Origin of the sequence: Paraburkholderia terricola (genome assembly GCF_900142195.1) — a bacterium.
Classification (GTDB): domain Bacteria; phylum Pseudomonadota; class Gammaproteobacteria; order Burkholderiales; family Burkholderiaceae; genus Paraburkholderia; species Paraburkholderia terricola.
On record NZ_FRAB01000008.1, the window covers coordinates 102164 to 118738 of the forward strand.

13 protein-coding genes are annotated in these 16575 nt (G+C 65.1%); 4 read left to right on the forward strand and 9 right to left on the reverse strand.

All coding sequences use genetic code 11. The features are described 5' to 3' along the window. Position 1: 1 nt before the first annotated feature. The 3 genes from BUE39_RS09395 (at position 2) to BUE39_RS09405 (ending at position 2143) form a co-directional block, all read left to right on the forward strand. On the forward strand, positions 2-754 hold the full coding sequence (locus BUE39_RS09395; protein WP_073428371.1) for a TerC family protein: 753 nt from the start codon (positions 2-4) through the stop codon (positions 752-754). A gap of 145 nt (positions 755-899) precedes the next feature. Beyond that, the gene (locus BUE39_RS09400) at positions 900-1223 is read left to right on the forward strand and encodes a TFIIB-type zinc ribbon-containing protein (protein ID WP_073428485.1); all 324 of its coding nucleotides are present in this window, start codon (positions 900-902) and stop codon (positions 1221-1223) included. A 194-nt stretch (positions 1224-1417) separates the two neighbouring features. Beyond that, positions 1418-2143: a DeoR/GlpR family DNA-binding transcription regulator gene (locus tag BUE39_RS09405; RefSeq protein WP_073428372.1), complete on the forward strand. Its 726-nt coding sequence runs from the start codon at positions 1418-1420 to the stop codon at positions 2141-2143. Between the two features lie 26 nt (positions 2144-2169). On the opposite strand, the gene BUE39_RS09410 is transcribed toward BUE39_RS09405, so the two are convergent. From BUE39_RS09410 to deoC, 7 genes are all read right to left on the reverse strand, one after another. Beyond that, positions 2170-3228, reverse strand: a complete 1059-nt coding sequence (locus BUE39_RS09410) for an ABC transporter permease (RefSeq protein ID WP_073428373.1) — start codon at positions 3226-3228, stop codon at positions 2170-2172. Positions 3229-3242: 14 nt separating this feature from the next. Further along, positions 3243-4796 (reverse strand): sugar ABC transporter ATP-binding protein, encoded by a 1554-nt coding sequence (locus tag BUE39_RS09415; protein ID WP_073428486.1) that lies wholly within the window; start codon positions 4794-4796, stop codon positions 3243-3245. Positions 4797-4869: 73 nt separating this feature from the next. Continuing rightward, the gene (locus tag BUE39_RS09420) at positions 4870-5874 is read right to left on the reverse strand and encodes an autoinducer 2 ABC transporter substrate-binding protein (protein WP_073428374.1); all 1005 of its coding nucleotides are present in this window, start codon (positions 5872-5874) and stop codon (positions 4870-4872) included. Between the two features lie 110 nt (positions 5875-5984). Continuing rightward, positions 5985-7055 (reverse strand): ABC transporter permease, encoded by a 1071-nt coding sequence (locus tag BUE39_RS09425; RefSeq protein WP_073428375.1) that lies wholly within the window; start codon positions 7053-7055, stop codon positions 5985-5987. A gap of 34 nt (positions 7056-7089) precedes the next feature. Next, a complete protein-coding gene (gene rbsK / locus BUE39_RS09430; RefSeq protein WP_073428376.1) occupies positions 7090-8052 on the reverse strand; it encodes a ribokinase in 963 nt (320 codons plus the stop codon). A gap of 123 nt (positions 8053-8175) precedes the next feature. Continuing rightward, positions 8176-10563, reverse strand: a complete 2388-nt coding sequence (locus BUE39_RS09435) for an aldehyde dehydrogenase family protein (RefSeq protein WP_073428377.1) — start codon at positions 10561-10563, stop codon at positions 8176-8178. Between the two features lie 16 nt (positions 10564-10579). After that, positions 10580-11590: a deoxyribose-phosphate aldolase gene (gene deoC / locus BUE39_RS09440; RefSeq protein WP_073428378.1), complete on the reverse strand. Its 1011-nt coding sequence runs from the start codon at positions 11588-11590 to the stop codon at positions 10580-10582. 422 nt (positions 11591-12012) lie between these two features. Here deoC and BUE39_RS09445 point away from each other — a divergent pair, with 422 nt between their 5' ends. Beyond that, complete coding sequence (locus BUE39_RS09445) at positions 12013-14439, forward strand: penicillin acylase family protein (RefSeq protein WP_073428379.1); 2427 nt, start codon at positions 12013-12015, stop codon at positions 14437-14439. Positions 14440-14463: 24 nt separating this feature from the next. Here BUE39_RS09445 and lipA read toward each other — a convergent pair whose 3' ends face one another. After that, the gene (lipA, locus tag BUE39_RS09450; protein WP_073428380.1) at positions 14464-15459 is read right to left on the reverse strand and encodes a lipoyl synthase; all 996 of its coding nucleotides are present in this window, start codon (positions 15457-15459) and stop codon (positions 14464-14466) included. Positions 15460-15461: 2 nt separating this feature from the next. Beyond that, complete coding sequence (locus BUE39_RS09455) at positions 15462-16574, reverse strand: acetoin dehydrogenase dihydrolipoyllysine-residue acetyltransferase subunit (protein ID WP_073428381.1); 1113 nt, start codon at positions 16572-16574, stop codon at positions 15462-15464. Position 16575 lies beyond the last annotated feature (1 nt).

The following is a 16575-nucleotide window of genomic DNA, read 5'->3' on the forward strand; positions in this document are numbered from 1 at the left end:
CATGGACTATCTACTCGCACTCGTTACCGACCCCGCTGCATGGGCGGCGCTTCTCACGCTGGTCGTGATGGAAGTCGTGCTCGGCATCGACAACCTGATCTTCATTTCGATTCTCAGCAACAAGCTGCCCGAAGCGCAGCGCGCACGCACGCAGCGCATCGGCATCATGCTTGCGCTCGTGCTGCGGTTGGCCCTGCTCGGCACCGTCGCGTGGATCGCGCAGTTGACCCAGCCTGCCCTCACGCTCTTCGGCCACGGCTTTTCCTGGCGCGATCTGATCCTGCTCGGCGGCGGCCTGTTCCTGGTCTGGAAAGCCACGCGTGAAATGCACCATCACGTCGCCCCCGCCGACGAGGCACAGGGCGCGGCGGGCAAGGTGGTTCAAATGACCGCTTGGGCCGCGATCAGCCAGATTCTGGTGCTCGACATCGTGTTTTCGGTGGACAGCATCATCACCGCGGTCGGCATGACCGAGCATGTGCCGATCATGTTCGTCGCGGTGATTGCCGCGGTCATGGCCATGCTGTTCGCCGCGCATCCGCTTTCGCGCTTCATCGATCGCAATCCCACGATCGTCATGCTCGCGTTGAGCTTCCTGCTCGTGATCGGCATGGCGCTCATCGCGGAAGGCTTCGGTTCGCACATCCCGAAGGCTTACATCTACGCGGCGATGGCGTTCTCCGCGTTCGTCGAGGCGATGAACATGCTGACGCGCCGGGCGCACGCGAAGCGAGCCGCCGTGGCGAAGCAGTGAGGCGTGCACTGAGCGCGGGCATTGCGCCCGCGCATGAAGGGCGGCTCGATCGATCTGGCCGGACTATCGCCGGAGGCCGCCCCCGAATCGAACGGCCCGCCATGTTTGACGTTCGATGTTCTTGGTACTTTTGAGGAGCGACATGATGAAATGCCCCGTTTGCAAGACAACCGACCTGCTGATGACCGAGCGCCGCTCGATCGAAATCGACTACTGCCCGAACTGCCGGGGCGTATGGCTCGATCGCGGCGAACTCGACAAGCTGATCGCGCAGGATGCGGAAAGCCACGAAGCGCCGACTAGCGCGCGCGTGAGCCGGGACGATGACCGCGATCACCGCGATCACCGTGACCACCGCGAGCGTGAGCCGCGATACGAAGGCCACCGCTCGTATGACGATCACCGAAGCGGCTATCAGGGACATAAACGAAAGAAGCGTTCGATTTTCGACGTATTCGATTTCGACTGAACGCCGTGATCGCGCCATGCGCGGCGGTCCCGTTTGCAACGAAGCAGCGGGACCGCATCGCCACCGGAGCACCTTCAATCCAGGCTCGCCGCGCAGGCGAGCTCTTGTTATAATTCTTTCAGCAAGTCGAACAAAACATAACGCCAATTCCAACTGCGCCAACTGCGCGAACCGCACCGCGCGACAGGACCTCCATGCTGAAACCCGACCGCCTCCGCGTCCTCGGCGACGCGCTAGGCAAGCAAAACGTGATGCGTCTGCGCGACGCCGCCAGCCTGCTGGGCGTATCGGAGATGACTGTCCGGCGCGACATCGCGGGCAGCCCGGAACGCTTCACGTATCTCGGCGGCTATATCGTCAGCGCCACTGACGTACCGAACACCGCCGGCTATTCACTCGAAGAAGAAAAAGACCATTTCGCGCAGGCCAAGGCCGAAGCGTCCGCGATTGCGGCGGGGCTGATCGGCAACAACGAAACCCTGTTCATCGACTGCGGCACGACGCTCACCACGCTTGCCCGGCTGATTCCGGTCGAACGCCATGTCACCGTGGTGTGCTATTCGCTGAACGTCGCCGAGATTCTGCGGCGCAAGCCGAATGTGCGAATGATCCTGCTGGGCGGCGTCTATGTGCCTTCGTCCGACTCATTCGCGGGCGAGGAGAGTCTGGAGATGCTGCGCCGCATGGGGATCAACAAGGCTTTTATTTCCGCGGGCGGCGTGGACGCCGCACGCGGCGTCACCTGCTGGAATTTTCACGAAGTCGCGCTGAAACAGGCGGCGATGGCGAGCGCCGTCGAACGGCATCTGGTGGTGGACGAAAGCAAGTTCGGCGTGGTGAAGGCGGTGCGCTTCTCGCAAGTGGACGACTTCGATTCGATCATCACCGAGAAAGGCCAGGCGCTGCGCCAGCGCAAATAAGCGCGCAGGCCGCGCAGCGTCACAATTCAGCGCTTGCGCTGCAACGCGAACAGCGTCCCCGCGATCAGAATGAATGCGCCGATGATCACCTTCTGCCAGGTGCTCGGCACGCCGACCAGTATCAGCACGCTCTTGATCAACGTCACGAGCACCACGCCGAGCAAGGTGCCGACTACCGTACCCGTGCCGCCCGTAATGCGTGCGCCGCCGAGAATCACCGCGGCGATCACATCGAGTTCCGATCCAACCAGATCGAATGGATTCGCGAGCCGGTTGTTCGACACGTGCAGAATGCCGGCGATACCGGCGAGCATGCCCGTATAGCCGAACACGAACAGATGGATCGCGCGCAGGTTGTAGCCGAGCCGCTCCGCAATCGCGAGACTGCCGCCCATCGCATAGACGCCGCGCCCCATCATCGTCCGGTTCAGCAGCCACCATGTGACGAACGCCGCCGCCACCAGCGCCAGCACCGAAACCGGCAGCACCGCGCGCAGCCCGTCGGCCGTGTGATAGAAAAACAGCGGAATGCGGCCGAAATGATCCATGCTGTGCGGAATGTTCATGAAGAACGTCGTGCCGATGAACGTCAGCAACATGCCGCGATAGAGATACTGCGTGCCGATCGTGACGATCAGCGAAGGCGCCTTCAACCGGTGCACGAGCAGCCCGTTCACCACGCCGAGCATCACGCCGCCGAGCGCGCCGGTGATCAGGATCAGCGCAAACGGCGCGTCGGGCCACCACGCGAACACGGCCTTGGTGATGCCGTACATGGTGAGCGCGGCGATCGCGGTGAACGACACGTCGATGCCGCCCGACGCCAGCACGACGAGCGTGCCGAGCGCGAACAGCGACATCGTGGTGGCCGAGTGCAACAGATCGAACAGCGTCGCCAACTGGAAGAAGCGCGGATTGATCGCGCCGACCAGCAGGCACGTCAGCACGATGAGCGCGACCGTAAACCATTCGGGATTGCGCGCGAGCCGGGTCCGCAGGCTCGGCGGTTTGACCTCGGGAGCGACTTCGGCAACGGTCGGGGTGGTCATGGGCTGGTTCATGCGCGGATTCAGGCGCGAGTTCATGGGTGGGGCGTCCTCTATGCCGCTTCGGAAAGCAGCGCGTGATACAGATCGGCTTCGCTCAGTTCGTCGGCGCGGTATTCGCTCGCGACGCGTCCTTTCTTCATCATCAGGATGCGGTCGCAGTTTTGCAGCAGTTCCGGCAAGTCGTCGCTGATCAGAATGATGCCGATGCCGCGTTGCGACAGCCGCTGCATGATGCGGTAGATGATGTCCTTCGATCCGACATCGACGCCGACCGTCGGTCCGTGCAGGATCAGCACGCGCGGATCGATCGCGAGCCAGCGGCCGATCAGCACGCGTTGCTGGTTGCCGCCCGACAGCGATTGCACCGGCTTGTCGACGCCGGGCGTCGCGATCTGCAGATCCTTCACGGTCTGTTCCGCGAGCGCCTGCGCCCGCGCGCGGTCGATCTGGCCGAAGCGGTCGCGCAAGCTGGAAATCATCGCGGTAATCACGTTGTCGCGGATCGGCTTGTCGAGAAACAGCCCTTCGTTCAGGCGGTCTTCCGGCACATAGCCGATGCGATGGCGTTTCGCATCCGACGGCGTGCGCAATGCAATGCGCCTGCCGTCGAGCACCACCTGCCCTGACTGCGCCGGCGCGACGCCCGCGAGCGCCCGCGCGAGTTCGTTGCGCCCCGAGTCGAGCAGACCAGTGATGCCGAGAATTTCCCCGCCATGCAGGCGAAACGACACGTCGCTGAACTGGCCGGCGCGCGTAAAAGCGCGCACGTCGAGCACGACGTCTTGCCCTAGCCCGCCCTCGCGATAACGTTCGTTCGACAGATGGCGCCCCGTCATCAACTCGCTGATCTGCGCTTTCGTGAATTGCGCGATCGGGCCTTGCGCCATTTTCTGTCCGTCGCGCAGCACGATTACTTCGCCGCCGATCGCGTAGCACTCGTCGAGCTTATGGCTCACGAACAGCACCGTCACGCCCTGCGCGCGCAGATTGGCGAGCACGGCAATCAGGTTGTCCACTTCTTTTTGCGTGAGCGAGGTCGTGGGTTCGTCCATGATGACGAACTTCGCCTCGCTGGCGATCGCGCGTGCAATCGCGACGAGTTGGCGCGTTGCGAGCGGCAACTGTTCGATGAGCGTCGCCTGAAACTCCGCGTCGCCGGGCAAGCCGACCGCTTCTAGCGCGCGGGCCGCCGTGCGCGCCAATTCGCGCCGGTCGAAGGTGCGGGCGAGCCGGCCTTCATGCAAAGCCAGTTCGGAAGTCAGCGCGACGTTTTCGGCCACGCTCATGTTGGGCAGCAGCGACAGATCCTGATAGACGGTTTCGATGCCCGCGGCGAGCGCTTCGAGCGCGGAGAGCCGCGCATGCCGCACGCCTTCGATCACGAGCTCGCCTTCATCTGGCGGCTGCGCGCCGGAAATGATCTTGATCAGCGTGCTCTTGCCGCAGCCGTTCTCGCCGAGCAGGTGATAAATCTGCCCGCGCTCGAACGACAGGCTCACGCCGCGCAGCGCATGCACGCCGGTGAACCGCTTATGTACGCCGGCGACCTGCAGGAAAGGCCGCGACGCTTCAGGCTGTACGGATGACGATACGTCTTGATTCATGATGGCGAGCCGCAAGTTGAGGCGTGCCCACCGGGGCACGCCGTGACACATGAAGCAACGGACACAAGCGGAATCAGAACGGATACTGCTTGTAGTTCGACTTGTCGACGTTCACCCAACCCTGGCCGCGCACGATGATCCCCTTGCCCGGTCCCTTCGCGACGGTAACCTTGGTGTAGCCCGGAATGCCGAGATCGGCGCCGTTCTCGACGGTTTTGCCGTCCACCAGCATCTTGGCGACCTTGTTCATCGCCTCGCCCGCGAGCTTGGGGTCCCAGAACGCGATGCCGTTGATAGCGCCGCTTTCGAGGAACTTGCCCGCCTCGGTCGGCAAGCCGGTGCCGTACACGCAGATCTTGCCCTGCATGCCGGCTTCCTCGACCGCGCGGCCGATGCCGATCACGTCCAGCGACGACGAGCCCTGAAAGCCCTTCAGGTCGGGATGCTTGCGCAGCACTTCCTTCGCGACTTCATAGGCGCGCTCGCCGTCGTTATTCGTTTCGAGCTTCGGTTCGACCAGGTTCATCTTCGGGTACTTGCCCTTCGCGTTGCCGATGCCGCCGTCCGCCCACTGCACCTGCGAACGGCTGCCGAGCGAACCGACCAGCACGGCCCACTTGCCGTCGCTGTGCATGCACGAGGCAAGGCGCTCGTTCAGGCCGGCGCCGTAGGCGGTATTGTCGAACGCCTCGATATCGACCATCGTGTTCTTCGCGTTGTCGGCCTCGTGCGTGACCACCTTGATGCCGCGATCCATCGCTTTCTTCAGCGCCGGTTCGAGCGTGGGCGGATCGTAGGGGACCACCGCGATCGCCGTGACTTTCTTCGCGATCAGATCTTCGATGATCTTCAACTGCTGGGCCGCGTCCGCGCGGCCTGGGCCCGTCTGATACGCGCTCACGCCGGGGTTCTCCTTCGCGAACTCCTTCACGCCCTCGTCCATCCGGTTGAACCAGTTGATGCCGGTGACCTTGACGACCGTCACGATCGTTTCGTTCGTTGCCGCCTGCGCGGCGGCGATCACGCCCACCGCGAGGGCGCCGGTAGCCAGCGCGGCACCCAGTCGAGTCAATTTCATGCGATGTCTCCTTTATCGTTCGATGTCGCCCCTCTTCACGGTCGCGGACAACCAGGGCTCGTTGTCCGCCGTGTACTGAATGAAACCGTTCGCAGGCGTTGGGTCGATAGCTAACGCTTCGGCGCGGCGCTCGCGCCAGCCGCACCGCCGCCACCGCCAAAGCCGAAAATCGCCCGCACCCGCTCACCGCCCGCGAACGCCAGCGACAACAGCAACAGAAAACCCCACGCGCAATCGCCGAAGAACTGCGATACGCCGAGCAGATTGAACAGGCTCGACAGAAATTGCAGCACCGTGGCGGCAAAAAACACGCAGATGATGCGGCCATGACCGCCCGCCGGATTCACGCCGCCCATCACCGCGATCAGGATCGCGATCAGCAGATAGGAGTTGCCGTAGTCCCATTTCGCGCTGGACGTATGCGTCGCGCTGATGAGCCCGGCCAGCGACGCGAGCACGCCGCACATCGCATAGGTCGTGATCAGCATCCGCGCGCGCGGAATGCCGGCATAGAACGCGGCTTTGGGATTGGTGCCCATCAGATAGAGGCGCAGGCCGAACGGGCTGCGTTTGAGCAGCCATCCCAGCACGATCACCGCCGCGATGAAAATGCAGAACGCGATCGGCACCTGAAACACCGTGCCGTTACCGATCGCCGACAACGGGTCCACATAGTCGACGTGCACCGAGGCACCGTTGCTGAGCACCACCGCGAAGCCGGTAAACAACAACTGCGTGCCGAGCGTGCAGAGAATCGGCGTGAGCCTGAGCCACGCGATCACCACGCCGTTCAGCATTCCGCCGAGCAGTCCCATCACGACGACGATCGAGCAGAACAGCGCCGTATAGAGCACCGGCGAGTCGTCGCCGTTGACGAAATGCGGCACGGCCAACGCGGCGACCATGCCCGACAGATTGGCAAGCCCGACGCCGGACAGGTCGATCCCGCCATTGCCCGACACCATCGAGAGCATGATGCCGAGCGCGAGCAAGCCGAGCTCGGGCAACTGGCCGCCCATCGATTGCAGATTGTCGATATCGACGAACTGCCCGCGCGAGAGCCACGTCGCGACCAGCACGACGAGCACGTTGACGATCAGCAGGAAATTCAGTTGCCGGTCGGCGAACGGTTTGCCGCCGCCGAACATGGACTCGAGCAAGGACCCCAACGAGGACTTCATGATGATGACGATCTCCTTGAACCGGCGCGAATGGTCAGAGCGCCTGTGAGGTCTGATCCGACTGGCTCAGTACCCGCTTCACTTCATCGAGCGTCGGCATGGACGGCGCGGTGCCCGCGCGCGTCACCGAAATGCCCGCGAGCGCGCAGCCGAAACGCATCGCGGCGATCGCATCGTCGCCGCGCGCGAGCGCCGCCGCGAAGCCGCCCGTGAAGCCGTCGCCGGCCCCGGCCGTTTCCACCACACGGCCGCAGTGATACGCGGGCACGAGCACCGATTGGGTCGCCGAATGCAGCAGCGCGCCGCCCTCGCCGAGCGTGACGACCACCGTGCCGACACCCTTGGCGAGCAGCACGTCGGCGGCGCGGCGTGCATCGTCGGCGTTCGCGATCGGCACGCCGGTGAGCGCGGCGGCTTCGGTTTCATTCGGGGTGATGTAGTCGCACAACGGGAAGATGCCGTCGTCGAGCGGCAACGCGGGCGCCGGATTGAACACGGTGACGACGCCGTGCTTGCGCGCGACCTCGAGTCCGCGGCGCGCGGCGGCGAGCGGCTGCTCCAGTTGCGTGACGAACACTTGCGCGGCGGCGATGTCGGCTTCGATCGCGTCGACGTCGGCGGCATTCAGGGTGCCCGCCGCGCCCGAGGCGACGATGATCGCGTTCATGCCGGTGGTGTCGTCGACGAAGATATGCGCCGCGCCGGTGGACACGCCGTCGATCACCGAGGCGCGCGCCGTGATGCCCTCGGCGGCCCACGTCGCACGGGCGATCGCGCCGAACGCGTCGTTGCCGATGCGGGTGCAGAACACGACCTTGGCGCCGGCACGCGCCGCCGCCACCGCCTGATTCGAGCCCTTGCCGCCCGGCCCCATCGCGAACGCCGAGCCGGCGATGGTCTCGCCGATCAACGGCATGCGTTCGGCGCGAAACGTCAGATCGGTGACGTAGATGCCGAGAATGACGACGCGTCCCGCTCGTTCGTGAGGCGCGTTCATGCGTATGTCCCTCGCGGAGCGTTTGCGAAAGGGGCGTGTTTCAGCAGAGCCAGATTCTTCAGCACGTTGTCTCCTCCATTTACTGGTTGGCGTGCGCGTTGTTCAAGTGCCTGGGACGCCCGGTCAGTCTCCGTAGGGGATCCAGATGTTCTTCACCTGCACGGCCTGGCGCAGAAACGGCAAGCCTTCGCTCGCAGGGTCGAACCAGTCGAACTGGCGCCCATGATCGACAAAGGTCCGCTTCAGGTTGCCGATCGACTCGCGTTCCACCAAAGCCGAATCCGCCGCATTGCCGAAGCACCAGAGCGCGTCGACGTCGTCGTGTCGGGCGAGCGCCGGCAGCAGCGCGGCGCGCTCGCCCGTCACGATGTTCAGCACGCCGCCGGGCACGTCCGAGGTCTCGACCACCTGATAAAAGTCCGTGACCGCGAGCGGACACGCCTCGCTCGGCAACACCACGACGCGATTACCCATCGCGAGCGCGGGCGCGGCCAGCGACACGAAGCCGAGCAACGGCGCCTCGTCGGGACACGCAATGCCGATCACGCCGAGCGGCTCGTGCATCGCCAGCGCGACGCCGCGCAGCGGCGGCGTATGCACGGCGCCGTCGAACTTGTCGGCCCACGCCGCGTAGGTGAAAAGACGCGCGACCGCCACCTCCACTTCCGCGCGCGCCGCGGCCTCGGTCGCGCCGTTTCGCACGACGAGCTGCCGCGCGAATTCGTCCGCGCGCACAGCCAGATTTTCCGCCAGGTAGTACAGCACCTGGGCGCGGTTATGCGTGCTCGCCTGCGACCACTTCTGCGCCGCGCGTGCCGCTTCGACCGCGTTGCGAATGTCCTTGCGATTGCCCTCGCCCACTTCGCCCACGGGCGTTCCATCCGGCGCGTACACCGGCAGCGAATACCCGCTATCCGGGCGCGCCTGCTTGCCGCCGATAAAGAGCTTGGCCGTGCGGTCGATCAGCGCAACGTTCGACGGCTCGCCGCGTTGCTCGACATGCGCCGCGCGCTCCACCGGCCGGCGCTTCGGAAGATTGAGCCACGCGCGCGGTTTCAGATATTCGTAAATGCCCTCACGTCCGCCTTCGCGCCCATAGCCCGATTCGCGATAACCGCCGAAGCCGACCGCCGCGTCGAACAGGTTGGTCGCGTTGATCCACACGACACCGCATTGAAGGCGCGGCGCGATGTCGAGCGCGCGGCCGATGGTTTCGCTCCACACGCTGGCGGCGAGTCCATAGCGCGAATTGTTGGCGAGTGCAATCGCTTCGTCGGGCGTGCGAAAGCTCATCGTCACCAGCACCGGGCCGAAGATCTCTTCCTGCGCGAGCGTGGAAGCCGGCGCCACGCCGGTCACGAGCGTGGGCGGATAGAAGCAGCCGCCCGCGGGCAGCGCCGCATCGGACGACTGCCACACCGCACAGCCTTCGCGCCGCCCGCTCTCCACCAGCGACTCGATGCGTTCGAGCTGCACCGGATCGACGATCGCGCCGATATCGATGCTCTTGTCGAGCGAGGTGCCCGCACGCAACGTCTGCATGCGGCGTTTGAGCTTTGCGATGAAGCGCGCCTCGATGCCTTCCTGCACCAGCAGGCGCGAGCCCGCGCAACAGACCTGCCCCTGGTTGAACCAGATCGCGTCGACCACGCCCTCGACCGCGCCGTCGAGATCGGCGTCGTCGAAGACGATGAACGGCGACTTGCCGCCGAGTTCGAGCGTCAGCGATTTGCCCGAGCCAGCCGTGACCTGGCGAATCAAACGCCCGACTTCCGTCGAACCCGTAAAGGCGATCTTGTCGACTTGCGGATGCGCGACGAGCGCCGCGCCGGTCCGTCCATCGCCGGTGACGACGTTCAGCACGCCCGCCGGCAAGCCCGCGCGATGCGCGAGTTCGGCGAACAGCAACGCGGTAAGCGGCGTGTATTCCGCGGGCTTCAAGACGACGCAGTTGCCGGTGGCCAGCGCGGGCGCGATCTTCCACGCGAGCATCAGCAAGGGGAAATTCCACGGCACGATCTGCCCGACCACACCGAGCGGCGCGTAAGCCGCGAATTCGCTGTCCTGCAACTGCGCCCAGCCCGCGTGATGCAGGAAGTGCCGCGCGACCAGCGGCACGTCGATATCGCGCGTCTCGCGGATCGGCTTGCCGTTGTCGAGCGCCTCCAGCACGGCGAACAGCCGGCTATGGCGCTGGACCATGCGAGCGAGCGCATACAGATGCCGCGCGCGGCCCGCGCCGCCCAACGCGAGCCAGCCCGGCTGCGCGGCGCGCGCGGCGGCGACCGCCGCGTCGATATCGGCCGCATCGCCCTGGGCGATCTCGGCGAGCCGTTCACCCGTGGCGGGCGCGTGCGACACGAAGCGCTCGCCAGCGGCCGGCGCCTGCCACTCGCCGCCGATGAAATGTCCGAAGCTCGCTGCGTGCTGCGCGAGCCATGCGCGCGCGGCTTGATCGTCCTCGGGTGCGGGACCGTACTCCATCGATGAAAAATACTCGGCTACGCTCATGGGATCGGTCTTGTGTTCAGGCTACGGGGTGACGGTTGAAAGCGGAATAACGGCCGCTCACGTGATGTTCGAGCTGGCGTTCGATATCGGCCAGCAGACTCGACGCGCCGATGCGAAAGCGCTCCGGTTCGAGCCACGCGCGGCCGAGTTCTTCCTTCATCAATATCTGATACGACAGCACCGACTTGGCAGTCGACACGCCGCCCGCCGGCTTGAAGCCGATCGGCACGCCGGTGCGCTCCTGGTACTCGCGGATCATGCGCACCATGACGAGCGACACATCGAGCGTGGCGTTCACGCCCTCCTTGCCGGTGGAGGTCTTGATGAAGTCGGCGCCCGCCATCATGCAGACCATCGAGGCGCGCGCCACGTTGGAGAGCGTGCGGATGTCGCCGGTCGCGAGAATCGTCTTCAGATGCGCGGGGCCGCAAGCGGCGCGAAACTCGCGCACTTCGTCGTAGAGCGCCTGCCAGTTGCCGGTGAGCACGTGTTCGCGCGTCACCACGATGTCGATTTCCATCGCGCCGTCCGCCACTGAAGCCTCGATCTCCTTCAGCTTCAGCGGATGCGGGATCAGCCCGGCCGGAAAACCGGTCGATACGGCGGCAACGGGAATGCCGCTGCCCTTGAGCGCATCGACAGCCGCCGCGACGAAGCGGTGATAAACGCACACCGCGCCCGTCGTGATGCCCTGCGGCGCGATGCCGAGCGCGTCGAGCAGATCGGCGCGCACCGGCTGACGCGCTTTCGCGCACAGGCGGCGCACGCGCCCTTCGGTGTCGTCGCCATTGAGCGTGGTGAGGTCGATGCAGGTCACGGCCTTCAACAGCCACGCCGCCTGCGCATCCTTCTTGACGGTCCGGCGCGTGCCGAGCGTGGCCGTGCGCCGTTCGACCGCGGACTGGTTGACGCGCAGCCCGTCGAGCCACGATGCGTCGAAAGGCGTGCCCGGATTGCGCACCGGATGAACGAGCGGCCCGCCGCGCAGCGCGATGACCGAGGAAGACAACGAAGGAGCTTCAGGCATGAGACGTCCGGAAATTTGTGACGCGACGCACAACAGCGGCCGACAGATTTGGTTCGCGTCTATGCTACAACGATTGGGAGAATCATAACAAGCGCTGCGAGCCGATTGTTACATCGCTACCGGGAAAGCCCGTATTGCAACGATGAAATGTGATTGGCGCACCAGAATCATGAAGTAAAGATCACAACAGCGTCACGCGTGGCCGTCGGGTCAAGCAAGGAAATTTTCGTCGTATCGGCGAAAGAGGCATGCCAGATGAGTGAGCCGTGACGGTCACGGCCACTTCATCACATCAGGCTTCGTCGATTCACGGATAGCAGAGTGACGGGCGTGCCGCGTCCGCGATTCCCAAAGTCCTGGCGTGTTGACGGATCGCGTGCAATTGGCTTTGAATGGCGGGACTGCAACAACATGGAGGAAACATGCAGCCGGCCCGCAAGATCATCGCGCTCATCGCATACGCAGGATTCACCGCACTGACAGCGACAGCGCATGCCGCGCGCGCCGCTGAGATTCCCGTGGAAACCATCACCCTCGAAGGCCTCGCTCGACCCTCGGACATCCTGATCGACCGTTGGGGCGTGCCGCATATCTTCGCGGCGAACGAAAGCGACGCGTTCTTCGTGCAAGGCTTCAACGCGGCGCGCGACCGGCTGTTCCAGATCGACCTGTGGCGCCGCCGCGGCCTCGGCCAGCTTGCCGAGGTGTTCGGTCCGGCCTACGTCGAACAGGACAAAGCCGCGCGTCTCTTTCTCTATCGCGGCGACATGAACGCGGAATGGAAACGCTACGGGCCCGACGCAAAACCGGTGGCCTCGCGCTTTGCCGCCGGCGTGAACGCGTATATCGACTGGCTGGCCGCGCATCCCGACCAGATGCCCTATGAGTTTCGCAAGGTCGGCTACTGGCCCGCGAAGTGGTCCGCGGACGACGTCGTGCGCATTCGCAGCCACGGCCTCACGCGCAACCTGACAAGCGAGGTCGCGCGCGCGAAGGTAGCCTGCAAGAGTTCGCTCGCGGCCGATTCGGTGCGCTTCGGCCTTCAGCCGGCATGGCAGCCGCATAGCCCGGAAGGACTCGATCCGTGCCTGCCCGACGATGTGCTCAAGGTCTTCACCCTTGCCACGCAAGGCGTGCGCATCACGCGCGAATCGCTGAAAAGCGCCGACGCATCGGCCACCGTGATCGCCGCCGCGGACAACCCCGAGGAAGTGACGGAAGGCAGCAACAACTGGGTGATCGCGCCGGCGAAATCGGCGACGGGCCGCGCGATCATGGCGAACGATCCGCACCGCGCGTATGCGGCGCCGAGCCTGCGTTATATCCAGCAGATCAGCACGCCGACGCTCGACATCATCGGCGGCGGCGAGCCGTCCGCGCCAGGCGTGTCGATCGGACATAACGGCGCGATCGCGTTCGGCCTGACGATCTTCAACATCGATCAGGAAGACCTGTACGTCTACGAATTGAATCCGGCGAATCCGCGTCAATACCGCTATCGGGATCGCTGGGAGCCGATGCGCGTCGTGCGCGAGACGATTGACGTGCGGGGCGGCGCGCCCGTCGTCGCCGATCTCGCGTTCACGCGGCACGGTCCGGTGATCTATACCGAGGACGCGAAACATCGCGCATTCGCCGTGCGCACCGCGTGGCTCGCGCCGGGCATGTCGCCGTATTTCGATTCCGTGCGCTACATGCGCGCGAAAAATTTCACGCAGTTCAAGCAGGCGCTCTCGACCTGGGGCGCGCCGACCGTCAATCAGGTGTATGCGGATACGCACGGCGACATCGGCTGGGTGCCGAGCGGTCTCGCGCCGAAGCGCCCCAACTGGGACGGCCTGATGCCGGTGCCGGGCGACGGCCGCTACGAATGGGCCGGCTTCTGGCCGCGCGATGAGATGCCCTCGGCCTACGATCCGCCCGACGGCTACTTCACCACGTCGAACGAGATGAATCTGCCGGCCGGCTATTCGTATGGCGAGCGCAAGCTCGGCTTCGAATGGACCAACGGCTCGCGGCATCAACGCATCGACGAAGTGTTGAAGGCGCTGCCGAAGGTGTCGATCGAGGATTCCGAGCGTTTGCAAAACGATATCGAATCGATCCCGGCTCGCCGGCTGGTTGCGCTCGTCGCACCGCTGTCCAGCGACGACCCGGACACGCGCGCCGCGCTCGCGATGCTGAAGGGTTGGGACGCGCAGATGCGCGCCGACTCCCCGCAAGCCGCGCTGGAAGAAATCTGGCTCAGCCGTCACCTGGGCCGCGCCTTCAAGCAAGCCGTGTTGCCGAAGGCCGCGGCGGCGGCGTTCGCCGCGCCCGATACCGCCGTCATGCTCGATTCGCTGGAGCATCCCGAGACGCGCTTCGGTGAGAACGCGGCGACGAAGCGCGACGCCGTGCTGCTGGCGAGCCTGCGCGACGCCTACGCGGAGATGGTGAGCCTGCAAGGCGCGGATGCGGGCCAATGGCAATGGGGCAAGCTGCAAACGAACCTGAACGCGCATCCGCTCGCCGATCTGGTCGACGCGGACATGCGCGCGAAGCTCAACGTCGGCCCCACCGGCAAGGGCGGCAGCGCGTACACGCCGAACCAGTCGACGTATCGCGCGAGCGACTTCCGGCAAACCAACGGACCGTCGTTTCGCGTGATCGTCGACGTGGGCAACTGGGACAACTCGCGCGCGGTGAATCTGCCGGGCGAATCCGGCGATCCCGACAGTCCGCACTATCGCGACCTCGCGACGATGTGGCTCAACGGCGAGTACTTTCCCTTGCTCTATTCGCGCGCGGCAGTGGAAGCCGCCGCCGAAAAACGCATTCGCCTCGTGCCGGGCGCGCAAACCAGGTAGCGACATGGCGCGCCCGACCCAGGCTCATGCCTGCTCGCGAATCAACGCATGGCTAGCCGCGTCCGCCACCCGGTCCGCATGATACGAGGACCGCACCAGCGGACCGGCCACCACCTCGCGAAAGCCCATCTTCAAACCCGCCCCGCGCCACGCGGCAAACTGCTCGGGCGTCGCATACCGGCGCACCGGCAGATGAAAACGCGACGGCGCGAGGTACTGGCCGAGAGTCAGAATATCGACACGATGCGCGCGTAAATCGCGCATCGTGTCGAGCAATTCGTCGTCGGCTTCTCCAAGGCCGACCATCAAACCCGACTTCGTCAATACCGACGCGTTCGCCTCTTTCACACGCGCCAGCAATTGCAGCGAGCCGCGGTAATCCGCGCCGGCGCGCGCCGCCCGATACAGCGACGGCACCGTTTCGAGGTTGTGATTGAAGACATCCGGCCACGCTTGCGAGAGCGCGGCCAAGGCCCGCTCGACACGGCCACGAAAATCCGGCGTCAGCACTTCGACCCGGATGCCCGGCATGCGCTCACGCAACAACGCGACGCAGCGCGCAAAATGCGCGGCGCCGCCGTCGCGCAAGTCGTCGCGATCCACCGAGGTCACGACGACATAGCGCAAGCCGAGCGCCGCGACCGCATGGGCGAGGCGTTGCGGCTCCTCGTCATCGAGCGGCGCGGGGCGGCCGTGCGCGACGTCGCAAAACGCACAACGCCGCGTGCAGATGCCGCCCATGACCATGAAGGTGGCCGTGCGTTGCGCGAAACACTCGCCGATGTTCGGACACATCGCCTCCTCGCAAACCGAATGCAAGCGGTGTTCGCGCAAGACCGCCGCAATGCCGGCCACCGTCTCGCTCATCATCGGTTTCGCGTGCAGCCACGAGGGCTTCGGCAAGACTTCGCCGTCGGACACCGGCACGATCTTCACCGGAATCCGCGCGAGCTTCTCGCCGCTGCGCTTGCCGTGCTGACCGAGCGCGGTAACGCTATCGCCATGCAGTGCGGCGCTCATGATCAACGTCCCAGAAAATCGTCGAGCAGGCGATTGACCTCGGAGGCCGCTTCCATCTGCACCATATGCCCCTTGCCTTCGAGCACATGGACGCGAATGTCGCCCTCCAGGCCTTGCGCATGCGCGGCCGGAATGATCTGATCGTCGGCGCCCCAGATCACCAGCGTGCGAGGCGCAAGCTGAGCGAGCCGGTCGCGATAGCGCGTGCGCTGCACGTTGCCGTCGAAAGCCTCGGATGCGATCTTGCGCAGCGTGTCGTTCACACCTTCGAGCCGCTTGTACTTGACGATATCCTCCACCAGTTGGCGCGTGACGAGCGCCGGGTCGGCAAAGAGTTTCATCAGATGCGGCTTGAGCGCATTGCGGCTGCTGCCCTCGGCAAAGCCGGCGAGGTAGTCGCCGTTGATCTCCTCGCCCAGCCCCGCGCCCGCGATCAACGCCAGCGAAGCGACGCGTTGCGGTGCTTTCGCCGCCACCGTCATCGCGACCAGCGCGCCCATCGAATGCCCGATCAGATGCGCGTTGTCGATGCCGCGATCGTCGAGGAACGCGATCACGCTGTCCGCGAGTTCATCGGCGCTGCCTGTTTCGACCGCCTTGCCGGACTCGCCGTGGCCCGGCAAATCGAGCGCCCATACGGTGCGATGCGCGGCGAGGTCCGCGTGATTGAACAACCAGTTGTTCAGATCGCCGCCGAAGCCATGAATCAGCACCGCGGGCGTGCCGCCTTCGCCGAGTTTCAGATAGCGCACGGTGCGCCCGCCGATTTGCGCCTTCTCCGGTTGCGGGCCGCTCTCGCCCGCTTCCGCGCTGGCCGGCACGAAGTCGCGCTGGAACGCTTCCACCGCCGCGTCGATTTCCGCGTCCGGCGTTTGCGCGTCGGCCACCACGGCGAGCAATGCGCCGATCGGCAGCGTGTCGCCCTCTTGCGCGACCTGCCGCCGCAAGATGCCGTCGAACGCGCACTCGACGCCGGACGAAATCTTGTCGGTCTCCACGTCGAGTATTTCGTCGCCTTTCGCCACCTTGTCGCCGACGTTCTTGAGCCAGCCGTTGACTTGCCCCTGCTCCATCGACAAGCCCCATTTGGGCATCGTGATCATATGAATCGGCATC

Coding starts and splice junctions, on each gene's coding strand:
- lipA (WP_073428380.1), bottom strand. CDS start 15,459: ATGAGCGCCGCACTGCATGGCGATAGCGTTACCGCGCTCGGTCAGCAC.
- BUE39_RS09445 (WP_073428379.1), top strand. CDS start 12,013: ATGCAGCCGGCCCGCAAGATCATCGCGCTCATCGCATACGCAGGATTC.
- deoC (WP_073428378.1), bottom strand. CDS start 11,590: ATGCCTGAAGCTCCTTCGTTGTCTTCCTCGGTCATCGCGCTGCGCGGC.
- BUE39_RS09415 (WP_073428486.1), bottom strand. CDS start 4,796: ATGAATCAAGACGTATCGTCATCCGTACAGCCTGAAGCGTCGCGGCCT.
- BUE39_RS09420 (WP_073428374.1), bottom strand. CDS start 5,874: ATGAAATTGACTCGACTGGGTGCCGCGCTGGCTACCGGCGCCCTCGCG.
- BUE39_RS09410 (WP_073428373.1), bottom strand. CDS start 3,228: ATGAACTCGCGCCTGAATCCGCGCATGAACCAGCCCATGACCACCCCG.
- rbsK (WP_073428376.1), bottom strand. CDS start 8,052: ATGAACGCGCCTCACGAACGAGCGGGACGCGTCGTCATTCTCGGCATC.
- BUE39_RS09435 (WP_073428377.1), bottom strand. CDS start 10,563: ATGAGCGTAGCCGAGTATTTTTCATCGATGGAGTACGGTCCCGCACCC.
- BUE39_RS09395 (WP_073428371.1), top strand. CDS start 2: ATGGACTATCTACTCGCACTCGTTACCGACCCCGCTGCATGGGCGGCG.
- BUE39_RS09405 (WP_073428372.1), top strand. CDS start 1,418: ATGCTGAAACCCGACCGCCTCCGCGTCCTCGGCGACGCGCTAGGCAAG.
- BUE39_RS09425 (WP_073428375.1), bottom strand. CDS start 7,055: ATGAAGTCCTCGTTGGGGTCCTTGCTCGAGTCCATGTTCGGCGGCGGC.
- BUE39_RS09400 (WP_073428485.1), top strand. CDS start 900: ATGAAATGCCCCGTTTGCAAGACAACCGACCTGCTGATGACCGAGCGC.
- BUE39_RS09455 (WP_073428381.1), bottom strand. CDS start 16,574: ATGCCGATTCATATGATCACGATGCCCAAATGGGGCTTGTCGATGGAG.